This window comes from Armatimonadota bacterium, assembly GCA_036504095.1.
Lineage (GTDB): Bacteria > Armatimonadota > DTGP01 > JAKQQT01 > JAKQQT01 > DASXUL01.
This window is the reverse complement of the sequence record DASXVS010000042.1, coordinates 38,407-55,188: the sequence shown is the minus strand read 5'-3', so window position 1 is coordinate 55,188 and position 16,782 is coordinate 38,407. Positions and strand designations below refer to the sequence as shown.

Sequence of the window (16,782 nt, the reverse complement as noted above, 5' to 3'; positions counted from 1 at the left end):
GATCCGCCATGAGTCGCGATAGACGGGGGGCAGGGTTCTCCTGCCCCCCTTTCGCAATCTTATACCGAAACAATCACCTCATGATCGCGCATGACACGCAGGTTGGCAGCTATTGTGCTGCGAAATCACGTTAGAGCAATAGTGACAAACACGCGGAACCGGACCGCAGTACTCTCGAATCGATCCGGGCCCGTGCAGACCAAAAGCCACCGCATCCGTCTGTCACCCGCGCTCTCAACCTGTCGAGAAAGAGAGGATTGATGCAGAAAATGAAATCACTCGTTAGAATCATCGCCATCTGTGCCCTATTTGGCACGGCCATCAAGGCCGACGCGTCGGTAACCGTCGGGGTCGATCCCAGCGCTAACTGGCTCGGATACATGAACGTATTCAGCCTTCCGTCGGATGGAGGGGGATACCTTTGGGGCAGCCCGTGGGGCACGGCGGACCTGCGCGCCACATTTGCCGGCCCGGTGGTCACACTGAGCCCGAATACGATTAGCCCTCCGAATGGTCTCGCTGACGCGTATTGGTACAAGGCGGATGGGACCGGCAACAAGACCATGGACGCCAACTTCTACGTCGAAAACAGCACCACCTTGCCCGGACAGCTTCTCAACTTTACGGGCGAGGTGCTGGCCAACTCCCTGGTGCCGCCGTATACCTCCGTCGCGTTCATCAAGGACTTCGCGCCGGATTACTCATCGTGGACCTCGGTCACCGCGCCGCTCGTTCCGGGCGTATTCAACATCGGCCTGCAGACAACCGCCGCGGGACATCACGTTCAGTACGGATTCGAGACCATTGGCCCGAATGTATGGATTACTAATGCTGCGGACAAGGGCTTCGTGAAAGTCACGGCCGTCAAAGAGACGCCGCCCGTTCCCGAACCTTCCACGCTGGCGCTGTTCGCCTCGAGCGCTGTCGGCCTGCTGAGCCTGCGCCGCAACCGCAAGCACTGAAACACCCGGGCATAACACACTGATCGGACGGTGGCTGATGGGTATCAAACCCGTCAGCCGCCGTCCGTCGTGCATCCCACCAAAAACGCGCGGAGTTTGCGCTCATCCAATCGCCCGTTCGACCGTACGCCGCTGCATACATCCAGCCCGAAGGGGCCGACCTGCGCGATCGCTTCGCGCACATTGTCCGGCCTCAACCCGCCCGCAAGGTAAACCGGCGCCCCCACGGCTTCGCGAATGCGGCGGCTGATGCTCCAGTCGTGCCGGCGCCCGGTGCCCCCCAGCTCCTTCACCGCCAGCGCGGGGTTGCCCGAATCCAACAGGATGGCATCCACGTGCGGCGCGACCTCCACGGCTTCGCGAATGGAGGCCTCTCCGGTCACGTGGATCACCTGCACCAGCGATATTCCGGGCATAGCGTCCCGCATCGCGGCGTAGTCCGGCACATCCAGCGAATCGCACAGCTGAATGGTGTTCACGCGCGTCCTCCGCTGCTGGGCGACGATCTCTTCCGCGGTCTGCGCCGAAGTGAGCAGGAAGGTTGCCACACCAGGCGGGACAACGGGCACGATGCGGGCGATCAACTCCTCGGAGATGACGCCCGGACCGCTGGGCATGTGCGACACGAAGCCCAGCGCGGAAGCGCCACAGAGCACGGCCAGGCGCGCCTCCTCTTCGCTGCCGATGCAGCAGATCTTGATTCTCGGGCGCAGCGTGGCGTCCATTCCGTGTGCCTCCATTTTGTGGCGGTCTGCCGCCATATTATGGAGTGATGCGCGCTCCCGGAGACGGGGCGCACGCGCAAATTGTCACACAGAGGAGAAATGCCAGTGGCCACAGAGAAGGTAGTCAGCGTTGCGCTGGTCGGCGCGGCGCATATCCACACGCCCCAATTCGTGAGGATGGTCAAGGAACGCCCCGGGATAAACGTCAAGGCCGTGTGGGATCACGACGCCGGCCGCGCCGCGAAATACGCGGGCGAACTGGGCTCCCGTGTCGCAACTGACCTCGAAACGATCTGGAGCGATCCCGAAATCGCCGGCGCGGTGATATACTCCGAAACGGACCGCCATATAGATCTCGTGCCCGCCGCCGCCGCCGCGAAAAAGCACATCTTCGCCGAGAAGCCGCTCGCCGGTACGGCGAAGGAGAGCTTCGCCATGGCCGACGCCATCGAAAGAGCCGGCGTGATCTTCACCACCGGCTACTTCATGCGTACGCTGCCCGAACACCTTTTCCTGAAGGAACAGATCGCCAAGGGGAGTTTCGGCAAGATCACCCGCGTGCGCGGCTCCACGTGCCACAACGGTTCCCTGGGCGGCTGGTTTGACACCGACTACCGCTGGATGGCCGATCCCAAAATCGCCGGGGTGGGCGCGTTCGGGGATCTGGGCACCCACACCCTGGACGTAATGATGTGGCTTCTCGGCGGCATTGAAGCCGCCACCGCCGAGATCCGCGCCGTGACCGACCGTTATCCGGGCTGCGATGAGACAGGGGAAGCGCTCCTCAAATTCCAGAGCGGAGTCATCGGCACCCTGGCGGCCGGGTGGCTGGACGTGGACAACCCGCTGACGCTCCTCATCAGCGGCACCGAAGGCCACGCGGCCATATTCAAGGGCCAGTTCTACTTCAAGAGTGACAAGGTGCCGAACGCCGACGGGAAAGAGCCGTGGAAGGACCTTCCGCCGGCCGGTGTCCATCCGATCGCCCAGTTCCTGGACGCTCTGGAAGGCAAGCCGCACGACAACCTGGTGAAGCCCGCCGAAGCCGCCGCCCGCGTGGCCGTGATGGAAGCGGCCTACGAAGGCGCGAAGACGAACGCGTGGGTGAAGGTGGCGCAGAAGTGATGGTCTAGAGGCTGGGGGTTGGAGCCAATCCCGACCTCCAGCCGTCCACACCGGAATCGGGTCTCAACATATATGCATTGACTATATCGATAACGCCGCCATACCCTTCCAGCAAGTGAACGTTATGCTTCTTCGCGCTCCGCAACCCGACGACGTGTTGCCCGGCGCCTCTTTCGCTCGGAGGAGGTTCGTTTCGATGAAGGTCACTACCCTGGCACACAGCCCATCGTGGAGATGAACGCATCGGGAACGGTCACTGCCGTGAACACCTTCGGCGCCGATGGCCTCGTCTCGCGTCGCGTCGGGTCCGCCAGCACGTTCTACATGTTCGACAGCAAGGGCAACGCGGCCAACCAGATCACGTCCGGCGTTGCGACGAACATAGGCTTCGACGCGTTTGGCGCGCGCCAGCTGAACGGCAACACCAACGTGTTCCAATACGGCGCCCAGTGGGGCTACTATACCGACGCGGAGACCACCACCGGCCTGGTGGTCTGCGGCCACCGCTACTACGATCCCGCAACGGGCCGGTGGCTGACGCGCGATCCCATCGGGTATAGCGGCGGCATCAACCTGTACGGGTACGTGGGCGGCGACCCGGTGAACGGGAGTGATCCGAGCGGGTATAGCGCGAAGGGGGGAGGGCGTGTAGGCAGCCTTGGCCTGGGAGGAGTCGCCGGTTTGCCGGGCATTGGTGGCCTTTTAGGTGTGGACATCCTGTATGACACGAACGGGGACATAGGTGTCGACGCATACGTGGGGGGTGGGTTCTGCGTGCCCTGGAAGAGTCCTGCCCTCGGATACTCCGCAGGGCCGGGTGTTGGTGCGACAGCTTCCGGTAACTGCACTATCCAGTCGGGCTGCTCAACTGGTAACAGCGTGACAGTGTTCGGCGGTCTACTTGGTGGTGGTTCGATCACCGCGGGTTTCCCGCCCGGCGCCCTGAACACAGTAGAGGATGTGTACGATATGCTATACAATTTGACGTTTTCGGGTGGTGCGAAATTCGGCCCCACCGAAGGCGCAGGGATCGTGGCGTGCAAGCAGATTACGGCAACACTGAACATTTCACAGACATTTCGCGATGCGTGTTCGAACGTGGCAGAATGGTGGAGCGGCTTCTGCAGCCAGACTGAGCGCCAGCTCATGGGTCGCTAACCTCTATGCCCGGTAGCAGCGCCTCCCTCTGCTACTGGGCACAAAGGAGATCTCCTCGGTGTGGAAAGACTATGACTGGGTGGGCGCGTTCATAACAGTTGGGATCATCTTCGTGCTCTTCATGGCACTGACGTCCATCCCAGTCATCAGCGAATCTGGACCCGCTGTGGTGCTCACCTTCGCCGTGGTGTGCGTCGGCGTACGCGTGCTTGTGATGAAATGGAGGGGCGGGCCACCCAACGCTAACTGAAGCGCCAAGACGCGTAGCCATCCGCGGTCGTAGCCGCGTAAAGCAAGAACGTCGTCACCAACGACATCTATGACGCGTACGGCGCCAGGTTGGCCGGCAACCCGAACAACGATCCTTACGGTTACAGCGGCCAGTGGGGCTACTACACCGACGCGGAGACCACCACCGGCCTGGTGCTGTGTGGCCACCGCTACTACGATCCCGCCACCGGCAGATGGCTAACGCGCGATCCCATCGGCTACAACGGCGGCATCAATCTGTACGGGTACGTGGGCGGAGACCCGGTGAACAGAAGCGACCCCAGTGGACTCAAGCCAGGCGACAAGTATAAATCTTTGAACGCGTGTGGAAAGCAGGCGATACGGGACATTAACCCGAAGTCAATCAGAGAAGATCGGGAATACGCAGGTTTTATCTATAAGAATAGGGATGGTTCCTATTCCTACACGGCTCCAGTGCCATTGATGGGCACCGATGGCGGAGCTGCGTTGGATACCAATCCGAACAGGGCGGCTGCGGATTACCATACGCACGGAAATTGCCCGAAATGGAACCCTGGTGAATACGCAAACTTTTCACCTACCGACAAACAAGACAACACGACGAACGGCTGGCCCGGTTTCCTGGGTACACCGCAAGGAAAGATCAAGCGATACGATCCGGATCCCAAGAAGAAGGGGCCAGGGCGCGTAATCGTGGTAGGGACGGTCGCTCCAAAGTAGTTCTTATAACGACGGTTGATTCGGTCAAGCTGATTTGGGGGGGACGCGATGAAATCGACGCGAATAGTGCGGGTGTGCGTGATGGTGCTGTTCTCATGCGCCCTAATACCTTTGACAACAGCCTACGGCAGGCAACCACAGGGCTGGCACGGTCCAACGGAAGGCTACGTGCCCGACGCGGCGACCGCCAAGCGGGTTGCGGAGGCCGTATGGATACCGCTATTGGGAGCGGGCCGAATCGCCAGGGAGAAGCCATTCAGAGCCAGGTTGCACGGCGATATCTGGACGGTTACCGGTACATTCCCGTACAGAGGCCCAGTGGGGAAGACTAGCCTCGGGTGGGTGATTGTCAAGGGCGGGGTCGCTGAGGCCAAAATCTCCAAATGGGATGGTCGGATTATCAGCTTATCGCATGGACGATAGGGTATCCCGACGTTGTTCAGGCTCAGTGTTGATGGTGTCTGATCGCGTCTCCGGTCGATGGAACCCCACCATCGCCTCCCCGTTCCAGTACCAGGGCGCGTGGGGCAGCTATACGGACAGCGAGACCGGCCTGGTCCTGCAAGGCCACCGCTACTACGACCCCGCCACCGGCAGATGACTAACCCGCGATCCCATCGGCTACAACGGCGGCATCAACCTGTACGGCTACGTGGGCGGGGACCCGGTGAACGGGAGCGACCCGAGCGGGCTGACAGCAGCAGAACGTCTCAACCGGGCCAGAGACGCGATTAGTAATCTCGATCACTATCGACGCGACCCAAACGCCCGAGTAGACACTACGGACTGTGGAAGGTTTACTCACTACGTTGTGGGTGAAGATGACAACCGTTATCCTAGCGTTGGCTCTGGCAGTATCTCGCACTACATCAAGACCAATAAGCGTTGGTCACAGGGCAAGATTAGCGATGGAACGATGCAATCAGGGGACGTTTTGGTAACAGACGGACACGGCCACGTCAGCATATTTGGGGGGACCGAAGCTAGAAGACGGAAAGGCAAGAAGGGTAGGACGTACTGCACAACTGTCTATATCGTCTACGAGGCATCTCTAGGCGGTCACGAACCCCAGAGGCATGTGTACCGTAGCATTGGTTCCATTCTGCCTTGGGTTCAGGTATGGGGAAGGCCGAAAGATGATACCAAGTAGCTCGTCAGGCACTTCAGGCAGCACAGCTTGCGTGACGCGGACACCAGAACGGCCAGAGTCGAACGAACGCTGGGTGTTGGCGGCGAATCGGCCCTGGCTGTACGCCGTGACGGTCATCCTGTGTGTGTTCGTTACGCCGGGGGTGCTACCTCAAGTGGCCGCGGCATCCGATGCACGTAATGTCTACTCAAAGGCTCGCCAGGTATCGGCCCGTACTCCGATTCTTCTCGTTGTTGATCCCTTCTACGGAACGAGAACGAATCCATCGGTTGTCTTCGGTGTCAAAGCCTCGGCGCTTCCGAATCGAAAGTTAGCTGCGCTTTCAAGGGGCGGCAGCGTGATAACTGTGCATTGGTCGGCGGACCGCCGGCGAGTGCTGACGGTAGACCCCGCTGGCTTCGCCGTCTACCCGTACAATGGGGCAAAGCAAGCCTTCGGGCGGGGTACTGATCTGCCTGAACCGGACGATGACACTTTGCATGACATTCACCTGGGATCGGTTGCCTGGTCGCCTGATGGCCGCCGTGTCGCTATCGCGAGCAACGAGCGGTTAACTGTATATGACTTGACCTCGCGGGCCCGGCAAGTGCTTGCCACCAGTAGTGACTTTCCAAACGGGTTTTGTAGCGTGGCATGGTCGCCGCTCGGGGACAGCATTGCGTTTACGGTGATGGGAAAGGACAGCGCTGGGCATTCGCTGCATCACAGCGACGTATGGATCGTGCGGCCGGACGGCAGGAAGCGCCAGAGACTAGGCCGTGGAGAGAGCCCAGCATGGTCTCCCGATGGGAGATTTCTGACCGTGATTGAAGGTCCTTTCCGCCAAGGGGGCAAGAGCATTCGACGCTACGATCTCGCCAGTCACACAAGCCGAATCCTCATGTCGGCACGGTTGGCCATCTTCGAGGTGGTAGCATACGCACCTGATGGGACGCGGATGGCAATCCTTCAAAGCGATGAGGGTGCGCCTGGAGGCAGCGGCCTGGTTCTCGTTGATTGTGAAGGCCGGTTCCTACGAAAGCTGTCGACTCTGAAGGAATTGGAATTCCCCGGTTATCCGGTACAGATGAGTTGGTGATCCAACTGCACGAGACCTTTTCTGGAGGCAACCACACCATCGCCGCACCGTTCGGCTACCAGGGTCAGTGGGGCGCCTACACAGACGCCGGCACGGGCCTGGTGCTGATGACGCACCGTTACTACGATCCCGCAACGGGCAGATGGCTGACCCGCGATCCTATCGGCTACAACGGCGGCATCAACCTGTACGGCTACGTGGGCGGCGACCCGGTGAACGGGAGCGACCCGAGCGGGTATAGCGCTTCTCTCGCGCTCGAGGCCGGGCAGTTCTTTTTGAGAGCTGCCGTGGCTGAAGAGATTGTCGGCGGAGGGCCTGCCGATCCCGTTGGTGACGGGGCCGTTGTGATTACAGCTGGGGTTGGCGTAATCGTGTGTGGTGGGTTGGCGATATGGGACCATTTCCATCCAACAATTCCATCGGCGGCCTTAGCATCGCACGGATCACTGGCTGCGGCGAAGGAGAAGATGCGGCAAGGTGACAATACGGCTGCGAATGCAGCGGCTCATAAGGCGATTTCGAATGCTCTAAGTGGAGCCGGTCTCCCACCTAACGATCCCGGGCTGAGAGAGCGAATCAAGCGGGCTATTGAGAGCGCCAAGGCAAAGTTCAAGGGCTGCGACAAGGGGAACAATCCCAATCACGGTTGGAAAGAGCTGAACAGAATTGCGAGGGAAAAGGCAGACGAGATCGCAGCCCAGCGTCGGGCCGCTGGCAGGTAGGCGCTGAACTCGTGTCTGACTGAACTGCGGCTCGAAAACGGTTTGGAGGGAAGCAATCCGATGGCTATTCTGCACTGGCGTGACGGCGAGGAGATACATGGCGACGTATACCTGGAGGTGGCGCCAGTCCCCGCATCGCCGGAGACGGCGGAATTTGAGTACAATATCGCCTTTCAATCTGGCACTGACCGGTATGAGCGCCGTTACACTGTGGCTAACTGGGAGCTCCTGGACAGGACAGTTTACCGGTTAGCCAGAGCGTTTGCTCGAGTGCGCGAGATCCCACCGGGAGGGTTGCCGGAGCAGCCTTTCACGGAATCCGGTGTGCCCCTCCTGGACCAGGCGTTGTCGGCTTTCGTTGACAACTTTTGGCTGAAAGTTTGCGTGGAAGCACGTGAGCCCGACCTGGGTGGTTCTTTCATCATCGTCCACACATGGCTTGCCACCGATTGGCAGGATGGGCCGGCCTGCCAATCGGGTTTTCGTGAGTTTGTATATTTCAAGATCATTTCGACGCCGGAGGCTGTGCGGGTGTTTGGTGAGCAACTGACTGCTGAGTGCCTCAACGCCGCGCGAGAACGCGTGCGGTTTGGTATCGGCACCCACGATGACTATGACTATCTGAACATACCGGTTCCGGAAGAGATGATCGCCGAAGAGCTCACCCTATCAAACGAACTCAACCGGTCGTACGAGGAGAATCCGTAGCTCGTTCTCGGTTCCTCTCGTCGGTAATGACGCCAAACCGCGGCAAAGCGTTCTGCGGGTTCGATCCGACAGGCGCCTATGCGAACTACAATCGGGCGAACGGTATCGCCACAGGAGTGGGCTTTGACGGCTACGGTTAGGTATAGTGGCGGAGGTTGGCTGTCGGTCTTTGGATCGTCCAACATCCATCTTCTAACCTCCATCGTCCAGTTCCCGCGATCCCATCGGCTACCAGGGCGGTATCAACCTATACGGGTATGTGAGCGGCGACCCGGTGAACGGGAGTGATCCCTGGGGGCTAGAAAAGGTGCGCCTTATCCAGTCTGAAGGGGGGCCGGCCGGCTTGACCGGTAGCCACGTCACCATAGAGGTCGAGTGGCACGATGACAAGGGCATGCTGCACTCGTGCTACTGGGGATTCTACCCTCAAAAGCCGGCGGACATGTGCAGTTCGCAGTCAACAGGGCCGGGAGCCGTTGTGGAAACGCATAAGAAGCCTACCGGAAAGGTATCGAATCCGGTTTCCATCACCAGGGGAGATGTGAAGAAGCTTCGGGGGGCTTTTATAGGGCCGCATCCCTTGTATGATGCGCAGGAATACAATTGCGCTGACTGGGCGCGCGACAAACTGAGTTCCATTATGCCCGGGTTCTCAAGGAATACGCAAAGCGTTGAGACGCCCAAATCGCTGTTCAACCAGTTCAATGGCGCCGCGGAAGGTCCGGAAGGACAGTAGCACGTATGTTATTCAAAAGAGTGCTTCCTGATGGGTTGACGCGCGAGCTATTTGATTGGCCCGTCCTCCCACCCATTTTCTGGCGTATGGCTGCCTGGGTCCTCGGACGTGGTCTGCTCGGGGCCCTATGGGGCGCTTTGATGGGTATACCCCTGGGTTGGCTCTTCTGGGGATGGTTTTGCGTTGCTTCAGAGCCCGGTGAAAGCCCGTATCCTGTTGCGATCACTGGCTGTGCCGTAGCAGGCTTGGCAGGCGCCATCATCGTGTCGTGCGGCGAACTAGCCATTCTGCACGCGCGATCAACCCTATGGTCATTCGCGCGGGCGGTCGCGTTGGCAACTGGTGGCGCCGTCGTGTCCGGCCTCGCGGTCTCGGCATGGCGAGTCCTTAGGGCGGGCACGTTGGCCGGGCAACCACCAGGAACGACCGCCGACCAGGTTTGGTGGATAGTAATGCATACCTTCGTCCCGAACATGTTCAGCGGAGCGCTCCTGGGTTTGGTGCTTCACCTGTATATGGTTGTGCGGGCACGTCCGGGCGAAGAAGGTCGCAAGGCCCAAACGGATTGCGACTCCTGAAAAACGGAGCGAAGTCGCTGTAACCACGAACGCCTGCAAGGCCATCGCTACTACGACCCCGCAACCGCCCGCTGGCTTACCCGCGATCCCATCGGCTACAACGGCGGCATCAACCTGTACGGGTACGTTGGCGGCGACCCGGTGAACGGGGCGGACCCGAGCGGATTCGAAGGCAGCTATGTTGGGGTAAGCGTGAACGCTTTCGCGGCCATTTTCGGTCTCGGAGCCGACTGTGGAGTCGTCACGGACCATACTCAGTGCGGGGGCACGCACATCGGTCTGCGTCTCAGCGTGAACGGCAACAGCGGGTACGGGCTTGGGGCTTCGGCCGGCCCGACCTTCAACGGTTGGGCAGATCCCAAATCTCCCCTCAGAACTGGAGTATCGAGGTCCAATTACGCGTACGCAGCGCTCGCTGGCGCACATGGCGGTTCAGCGTGCGTCTCTTGGCCGGACGGGGTGAATGCGAGGGGAGTAGTATATCCGAGCTATATCAACTTTTTCGAACCATGGACCTATATGGAACTCCCATATAGGGAAATGGAGTACGGCATTAGTCCGAAATATGGCTGCATTGGTGCTGTCGCCAACCAAGGAAAGAGTTTTAGCCTTCAGTTGGACATCACTGAAACTGCGGGTCAACTGGTTAACTGGGGGAAGCTGATCTGGCGCAAGCACTTTGGCTAGTTGGCGAAGTGCTCGGCCAATCGAGGGTAAGGCGTAGCTGATGCTGAGATCTGATGCAGTAAAGTTGTGGATTGTGGGCGGGCTGGTGGCCATGCTGGGGTTTAGTGTCGCGATCACCGCTGGTGTGTCGGGCGCAGTAGTCCTTCCAATAGTGCTCTTGATCGTGGCGGTCTGGGACGTCTACGTTATGCGCGCATATGTCCTCTCCAATCGGCGTGAGAGCTCTCAGGTAGAAACACCCCAATCCGACCGGCGGTTCATCGTTTCGCGCCCGTTCTATTACGGATTCGCCATTGTATGGGCGATGGCGGCGACGGCGTTGCTCGCGTGCCAGCGCACACCACGTTCGACGCTCGCATCATCAGGCGCCACGTGGGTTATATATATGATCGGGATTGCAGTCATTTTGCCGAGGTTCTTTCGCATGAGGTAACGAAGGTCCCGACCGATTTGGGCAGCTCCCATGGGCGGGCACGGTAACGGCGACGAACACGGACAGCGAGACGGGCTACATCCTTTGCGGCCACCCCTACTACGATCCCGCTACGGGCCGGTGGCTGACCCGGGACCCCATCGGCTACCACGGCGGGATCAACCTGTACGGCTACGTCGGCGGCGACCCTGTGAACGGGATCGATCCGAGCGGACTGGATCCGTATCTTCCGAAGCCGGGCAGGCGTCCGCCGGGCTGGAATCGCAATTGGCCAACGGGTTCAGATTCACGAGGAGATTATTGCCAGAATCCCAAATCACGTGCCAAATGGTATCCGCACCCGGAAGACAACGGCCACTGGGATCACTACGACTGCGATAAGGGAGGGAGATATCCGCCGAACGCGAAGAAGCCGTGGCCTAACCAGAAACGGCCTCCCAAAAATGACCAATCTGCCGATGACCCTTGGCCCAAGCCGCGAGTCCCTGTCTTTAGGGCAGTGGTTACCGAAATCATCGCTACGTTTGGTTCAACGTTCGATCTCAGTTGTATTTGGTTCCCAGAAACATACTACAAGGCTGGCGGAAAACGACCAAATACTAAGGCGTGACGCCCGTTGAATACGTGTCAGAATGCTCTACCTAGCGGACTGACATATGGGGGTCGCAGATCAGGGTGCCTCATGCGGTGACCCGCGGTTGCCCGAGGCAAAGCGCAACGCATATGCCGACGGATCTGACGGCACTTGGAGGTATAAATGGGCTCCCTCGGAAGTAAGCTAAAACTAGCTCGTGAGCTGTCGGGCAAGACCGAAAGGGAAGTCGCAGCCGCACTTGGGATTAGTGTGCCATCGTATTACGATCTGGAGACTTTCGACGATGAACTGGAGACTTGCCTTTCTCTCGCCGAAGTATCCAAGCTGTGCTCCTTACTCAGAATCGATCCAGTTTGGCTATTTACGGAAGGGGACTTAAAGGGCAGTTCCAGAATGCGGCTATCTGAACTGGTCGATAATATTCGGTCATTCATTGGAGCAAGGATGACGGTGGATGAGTTTGAAGACAAAGTGGGCTTCGTCGTAAGCCCGTGCTTCGAAGATTGGCACGCTGTGCTTGAGTGGAACGTAGAGTGCTTGCGGTCAGTATGTTCCGTCATCGGCATTGACTGGTTGGCTGCACTACCCTGCTTATGATTGTCATCAGATGCCTGAGGGCAAGTATACAGCCTGTTTGGTCGCTTGTTTCACACCGTAGGCACGCCGGCCCAGTGATCGGGTAGCTACCAGGCTCAGTGGGGCGCTTACACGAACTACTACACCGACCAGGAAACGGGCTACATCCTCTGCGGTCACCGCTACTACGATCCCGCTACGGGTCGGTGGCTGACGCGGGACCCTATCGGTTACGCCGGCGGTATCAACCTGTATGGCTACGTGGGCGGGAACCCGGTGAACTGGAGCGACCCAAGCGGGCTAGATGGGCTGGACAACGCTGCCAATTTCATCGCAGGTTGGGGCGACACGTTGACCCTGGGCGGTACAAAGATCGCTAGAAAGTACGTTGGGGAGGTGCTGGGTGTTGGGGACGCGAACGAGGCTGTGAACACCGACTCCGGGTGGTACCGAGGAGGCGAGGCCACAGGCTTCGTTCACTCGGCTGCCTTTGGGGTAGCGGGTGGGCTCAAAGCGGCCGGCGCCAAGCAGGCGTGTAAGGAGTTCTCACATTGGGTACCGAATCGCATTGTGAAGAAGATTCTAGCGCGGGCACCACGATGCGTAAAGGGCCTCGGGAGATCAAAACTGAACGGCAACTTCGTAACACCTGCTAGGCACTTCCTACACGACGCGTATAGGTACCCGAAGGGTTGCCGTGAGCTGGGAAGCAAATGGCATCCAATCCTGCAGCAGATCGATAGAGTACCGCGCCTGATATACGGGAGTGCGGCTGGAGCAGGGTGGGGTGGTGCTGAAAATGTGGCAAACCGATGATCAGAGCCAGTAATCCATGCTGAATGAATTTGTTGACCGACTTTGGCGGAAGGTACGGTTCGGCAGCGCATCGTTGAGAGATTATGAAACGAGCGTCCTGAATGCCGCAAGATCGTCGATGGGCACGGCTGGCTCCATTCTGGAGTCCCAAGTCCTCCTAATCGACACTTTGAGTCGCAGCGCGAAGGATAGAATGGTCATTATGGGCTTCACGCGAACCTCACGTGAGCATCTTCCTCTGTTCTTTGATCAACGAAGTGAGGTCGCATTTGCTCGCGTGCAGGTAAAATCACCAGGCGTTCCACCTTTGCGATGTGATGTTGTTGCGGCAAATGGTCGAATCTCCTCACTTGAGTTCTCAAGGTCACCAAGTCGACTGAGGGGAGCGGCCATCACCTGTACAGCATCTGTTCTTGTCGACATGTCACAAATCCGTGCAGAATCGATCGACAGGAGTACAACACCCGTGCCCCCGAGTTCGGATCTGTCCCAGCTTGGGTTTGCACTACCTCCAACGGGAATAGCCGGACCGGCCTCTGAAAGTGACTTCGATGAGCTCTCTGCACGTTTTACGCGCCCGATTCCTGCTGACTATTCTGCTCTCCTTCGCGAGACCAATGGCTTTCGTTGCGGCCAATGGAGGTTTTTCGGTACACGGGTACGAAGCGTCGTTCAACCAGACGGCCTATACCTTATCGTAGCGGAGGATGACATTTCTCGTTACGCTTTGGGTTATCGTCAAGATAATCCCGATGACAAGGTATACCTCTTGGATCAGATTGACGGGGACGAAATACCCCTTGAAAAAGAGCTCATCATCGCGCTCCAGCAAACTCTGGCGTCACCGCCCAATCCGGATGCGATCGAATGAATCTTGAAGAGGCTGCATTTTGTGCATAGGGCTATAAAATGCCAATCTAGCATAAGCCCGTTCCAAGGGAGTCTCAACCTCTGTAGTATCCAGGCGGTTTACCACAAGACCCTAGGAAACCGGCCTGGTGCTCTGCGGCCACCGCTACTACGATCCCGCCACCGGCCGCTGGCTGACGCGTGATCCCATCGGCTATAACGGCGGGGTGAACCTGTACGGCTACGTGGGCGGGGACCCGGTGAACGGAAGCGATTCGTGGGGACTGGCGGCGCAGTCATAACTGTCGAGCGGTGAGTGTGGGGACTTGCTGGCCAAGATCTATCGACTGATCGCCAAGCTGGAAACAAAGGATGCCAAATACGACCCAAAGGCCGACTATTTCGGCGGGCAGGAATACCGCGTTAACGGTGTGATAAGGATCACCAAACCTTGGTCCCATTATCTGGAGCTAGTCGGCCTGCGTGCGGCGCTAATAGCGAATCTTGCCACCTATTATGCACGTTGTAAGGGACAGCCTCCTGCACCATGTAAAGAGGCACAGAAGTGGGTGGCTAAGAAGTGGGAACTGCCAGACCCCAATGAGGCGATCCATGATGACTCGGGTAAGATGCTGATACTAGTTGGGGGCGGCGCGTTGATGCGCGCTGCGGATGCCTCGCTCGCCGCATGGGAGGCCGCGGCAGCTGGAGCTGCGCGCGTGCTGGCGCCTCAGGGTGCGCACTAAATGAGCTATTTCCGAAAGGGCTTTTACTCGTACCTTCATATCGAAAGGGTAATCAATGTCTGAAGACATTCCACCCGGGTGGGAAAAGGTCTGGCAAATTCTGGACAGTGCATTTGATATCGTAGCACCCTCGCACAAGAGTCTCGAACAGCATGTGCACAATCACGACTACTTGGCTGAAATGCGCTTCCATATTTGGGACATGTCGGATGATGAGTACCAATTCACTCTACCTTGGATACTCAAGGACTTGGTGACCTACCACACACCGGACCCGGTCGATAACGCAGGGGGCGACGAGGTGCTCTGGAGCATACAGCCTTGGGGTGACGATCCTTCAATACAAAGCAGGACGTTGGAGAGGCTCGAGCTGTTCGACAGGCGACAAGTTGTCGCTATCTTAGCTTGGTTGGAAATGGCGAGGAGATTGCCCGGCTTCTCACTGTCTGAAGACGAGATCAACTCAGCTTATACGTTCTGGAAGACCAAACTAGCGCTCCGCCCGCTTGATGATATAGAGTAGCGTTCGCCTCTCTGTATTCCGGCGTGTGGGCGGAAAATTGGGAATACAGCAGTTGGATCAAGGCGAGTGAGCGGTTCGGCCACCAGCGAGGTTTTCGGCTACCAGGGTCAGTGGGGCGCCTACACAGACGCCGGGACGGGCCTCGTGCTGATGACGCACCGCTACTACGACCCAGCCGCGGGCCGGTTCGTAACCCGTGATCCCATCGGATACGCCGGCGGCATCAACCTCTACGGCTACGTGGGCGGCGACCCGGTGACCACGACGGATCCACGGGGCGGTGATGGAAGCGTGCTACGAGGGCGGGCTAGGTTGGGCTAATCTAGGCCCAGTCTCCCTCAGACCTCAAGCCTCAATTCCGGCGTTCGGCCGGCGGATACGAGAGCGGAATCGACACCGCGGACGGACGCCTCCAAATCGACGCGCTGGACGGTCTCCCGGAACACGCTGGCAACCTCCCTGGCGACCCGGCCGAGGGCGCACCGGTCGAGCGCGCGTTCCCGACCCAAAGCGGCCATCGCGCGCGCCTGCTCCGTATCCTCCAACATCTGCCGCATGGCGGAAGCCATGGCGGACACGTCGTCGTGCGGAACCACAAAGGCGGTGCGCTCATGCTCGCATATTCCGTAGCGGACGACGCCCATCCGGGGCGTGACGATGACGGGGCAATTGGCGGCGAGCGCTTCAAGTACGGTCCGCGGGCCGGTCTCCTGGATGGCCGGCGCCACGAATACATCCGCGGCGGCGTAGTAGCCGGGCATGTCGCCCTCCGGCACGGCTCCGGCCCACGTGACGGCGTCGGCTAATCCAAGATCGCGGGCGCGCGCCTCCCACCCGCGGCGGCACGGGCCGTCACCCACCAGGAACAGGCGCGCCGCGCAGTTTCGCCGCATTATGGCGAAAGCACCCAGCAACGCGCCGACGTTCTCGTACGGTACCATGCGGCCGGCGCGGAGGACCATCCGGTCGTTCGCGCCGAGGTTGAGTCGTTTACGGCAGGCAGCGCGGTCAGTCGCAGCGACTTCCGGGAAAGGGTGCGGAATGCAGTCGATGCGATCGCGCGGAATGCCCAATTGAATGAGCGCCGCATCCTGGTCGGGACTGTAATTGCGGATGCTGTCCGCCTGTCTGAGTACCCGGAGCCCAATCCGGTAGTAAATGGGTTGGCAAGCGCGCGCATGCGGCCCTGCCGGGTCATGGACGTGGAAGGCTGGGTTTTCCACGTTCAGCGGTACCCCGGTTCGCCGGGAAAACAGGGCGCCGGCCAGGCCGGACCGGACCGGGTCTTCCGCGGTGCAGAGGTCGAACGGCTCCCGGCGATGCAGGCGCTCCGCGAACGCGGCCGCCGCAAACGGATAGGCCAGAGGATGGCAGCGTAAAGTATACGCCGTTGCGTTATCCGCCAACCGGACCGGCGTTGCATCCTCACCGTCCCCCTCGGTGACTGACACGTATTCCCCTACGAGGCGCGAGATCTCACGCGTCCACTCCGCCGCATGGCCGGTTGCGTTCGATTGCGCCGTCCGCGCACCCAGCCCTATGTTCAGCACCCGCATGACCCAGACCTCCGTGGCCGCCACATCGGCTGCAAACGGGCAGCCTTGAATTGTTATTCCACATGGTCGGACCGCGTTTAGCGGGAG

The 16,782-nt window shown here is 59.4% G+C and carries 18 protein-coding genes and 2 pseudogenes; 18 read left to right on the top strand and 2 right to left on the bottom strand.

The window, feature by feature from the left end; translation table 11 throughout:
- The first annotated feature begins 269 nt into the window (after positions 1–269).
- Positions 270–962, top strand: a complete 693-nt coding sequence (locus VGM51_08710; protein ID HEY3413124.1) for a PEP-CTERM sorting domain-containing protein — start codon at positions 270–272, stop codon at positions 960–962.
- A gap of 53 nt (positions 963–1,015) precedes the next feature.
- Here the strand turns inward: VGM51_08710 and VGM51_08705 are convergent, their stop codons facing one another.
- Entirely contained in the window at positions 1,016–1,687 is a 672-nt protein-coding gene (locus tag VGM51_08705) for a phosphoribosylanthranilate isomerase (protein ID HEY3413123.1), read from the bottom strand.
- Positions 1,688–1,786: 99 nt separating this feature from the next.
- Between VGM51_08705 and VGM51_08700 the strand changes: the two genes are divergently transcribed.
- The 17 genes and pseudogenes from VGM51_08700 to VGM51_08620 all read left to right on the top strand — a co-directional run bounded on the left by VGM51_08700 (position 1,787) and on the right by VGM51_08620 (position 15,460).
- Positions 1,787–2,812, top strand: coding sequence for a Gfo/Idh/MocA family oxidoreductase (locus VGM51_08700; protein ID HEY3413122.1), 1,026 nt, complete (start codon positions 1,787–1,789; stop codon positions 2,810–2,812).
- A 234-nt stretch (positions 2,813–3,046) separates the two neighbouring features.
- Positions 3,047–3,970, top strand: a complete 924-nt coding sequence (locus tag VGM51_08695) for an RHS repeat-associated core domain-containing protein (GenBank protein ID HEY3413121.1) — start codon at positions 3,047–3,049, stop codon at positions 3,968–3,970.
- 58 nt (positions 3,971–4,028) lie between these two features.
- The gene (locus VGM51_08690; GenBank protein ID HEY3413120.1) at positions 4,029–4,220 is read left to right on the top strand and encodes a hypothetical protein; all 192 of its coding nucleotides are present in this window, start codon (positions 4,029–4,031) and stop codon (positions 4,218–4,220) included.
- Positions 4,221–4,285: 65 nt separating this feature from the next.
- Positions 4,286–4,942: an RHS repeat-associated core domain-containing protein gene (locus tag VGM51_08685; protein ID HEY3413119.1), complete on the top strand. Its 657-nt coding sequence runs from the start codon at positions 4,286–4,288 to the stop codon at positions 4,940–4,942.
- Between the two features lie 454 nt (positions 4,943–5,396).
- Entirely contained in the window at positions 5,397–5,543 is a 147-nt protein-coding gene (locus tag VGM51_08680) for a hypothetical protein (GenBank protein ID HEY3413118.1), read from the top strand.
- A 1,623-nt stretch (positions 5,544–7,166) separates the two neighbouring features.
- Positions 7,167–7,892, top strand: a complete 726-nt coding sequence (locus VGM51_08675) for an RHS repeat-associated core domain-containing protein (GenBank protein ID HEY3413117.1) — start codon at positions 7,167–7,169, stop codon at positions 7,890–7,892.
- Positions 7,893–7,952: 60 nt separating this feature from the next.
- Positions 7,953–8,600 (top strand): hypothetical protein, encoded by a 648-nt coding sequence (locus tag VGM51_08670; protein HEY3413116.1) that lies wholly within the window; start codon positions 7,953–7,955, stop codon positions 8,598–8,600.
- Positions 8,601–8,943: 343 nt separating this feature from the next.
- Complete coding sequence (locus VGM51_08665) at positions 8,944–9,336, top strand: hypothetical protein (protein HEY3413115.1); 393 nt, start codon at positions 8,944–8,946, stop codon at positions 9,334–9,336.
- Between the two features lie 611 nt (positions 9,337–9,947).
- On the top strand, positions 9,948–10,601 hold the full coding sequence (locus VGM51_08660; protein HEY3413114.1) for an RHS repeat-associated core domain-containing protein: 654 nt from the start codon (positions 9,948–9,950) through the stop codon (positions 10,599–10,601).
- A 40-nt stretch (positions 10,602–10,641) separates the two neighbouring features.
- On the top strand, positions 10,642–11,034 hold the full coding sequence (locus VGM51_08655) for a hypothetical protein (protein HEY3413113.1): 393 nt from the start codon (positions 10,642–10,644) through the stop codon (positions 11,032–11,034).
- Between the two features lie 67 nt (positions 11,035–11,101).
- Positions 11,102–11,644: pseudogene (locus VGM51_08650) on the top strand (RHS repeat-associated core domain-containing protein).
- A gap of 699 nt (positions 11,645–12,343) precedes the next feature.
- Positions 12,344–13,021 (top strand): annotated as a pseudogene (locus VGM51_08645) (RHS repeat-associated core domain-containing protein).
- Between the two features lie 193 nt (positions 13,022–13,214).
- Positions 13,215–13,892, top strand: coding sequence for an SMI1/KNR4 family protein (locus tag VGM51_08640; protein ID HEY3413112.1), 678 nt, complete (start codon positions 13,215–13,217; stop codon positions 13,890–13,892).
- 127 nt (positions 13,893–14,019) lie between these two features.
- Entirely contained in the window at positions 14,020–14,172 is a 153-nt protein-coding gene (locus tag VGM51_08635; GenBank protein ID HEY3413111.1) for an RHS repeat-associated core domain-containing protein, read from the top strand.
- Positions 14,173–14,196: 24 nt separating this feature from the next.
- On the top strand, positions 14,197–14,616 hold the full coding sequence (locus VGM51_08630; protein ID HEY3413110.1) for a hypothetical protein: 420 nt from the start codon (positions 14,197–14,199) through the stop codon (positions 14,614–14,616).
- 55 nt (positions 14,617–14,671) lie between these two features.
- Entirely contained in the window at positions 14,672–15,139 is a 468-nt protein-coding gene (locus tag VGM51_08625) for a hypothetical protein (GenBank protein HEY3413109.1), read from the top strand.
- 66 nt (positions 15,140–15,205) lie between these two features.
- Entirely contained in the window at positions 15,206–15,460 is a 255-nt protein-coding gene (locus tag VGM51_08620) for an RHS repeat-associated core domain-containing protein (protein HEY3413108.1), read from the top strand.
- A gap of 17 nt (positions 15,461–15,477) precedes the next feature.
- Here the strand turns inward: VGM51_08620 and VGM51_08615 are convergent, their stop codons facing one another.
- Positions 15,478–16,695, bottom strand: coding sequence for a glycosyltransferase family 4 protein (locus tag VGM51_08615; protein ID HEY3413107.1), 1,218 nt, complete (start codon positions 16,693–16,695; stop codon positions 15,478–15,480).
- Positions 16,696–16,782: the final 87 nt, after the last annotated feature.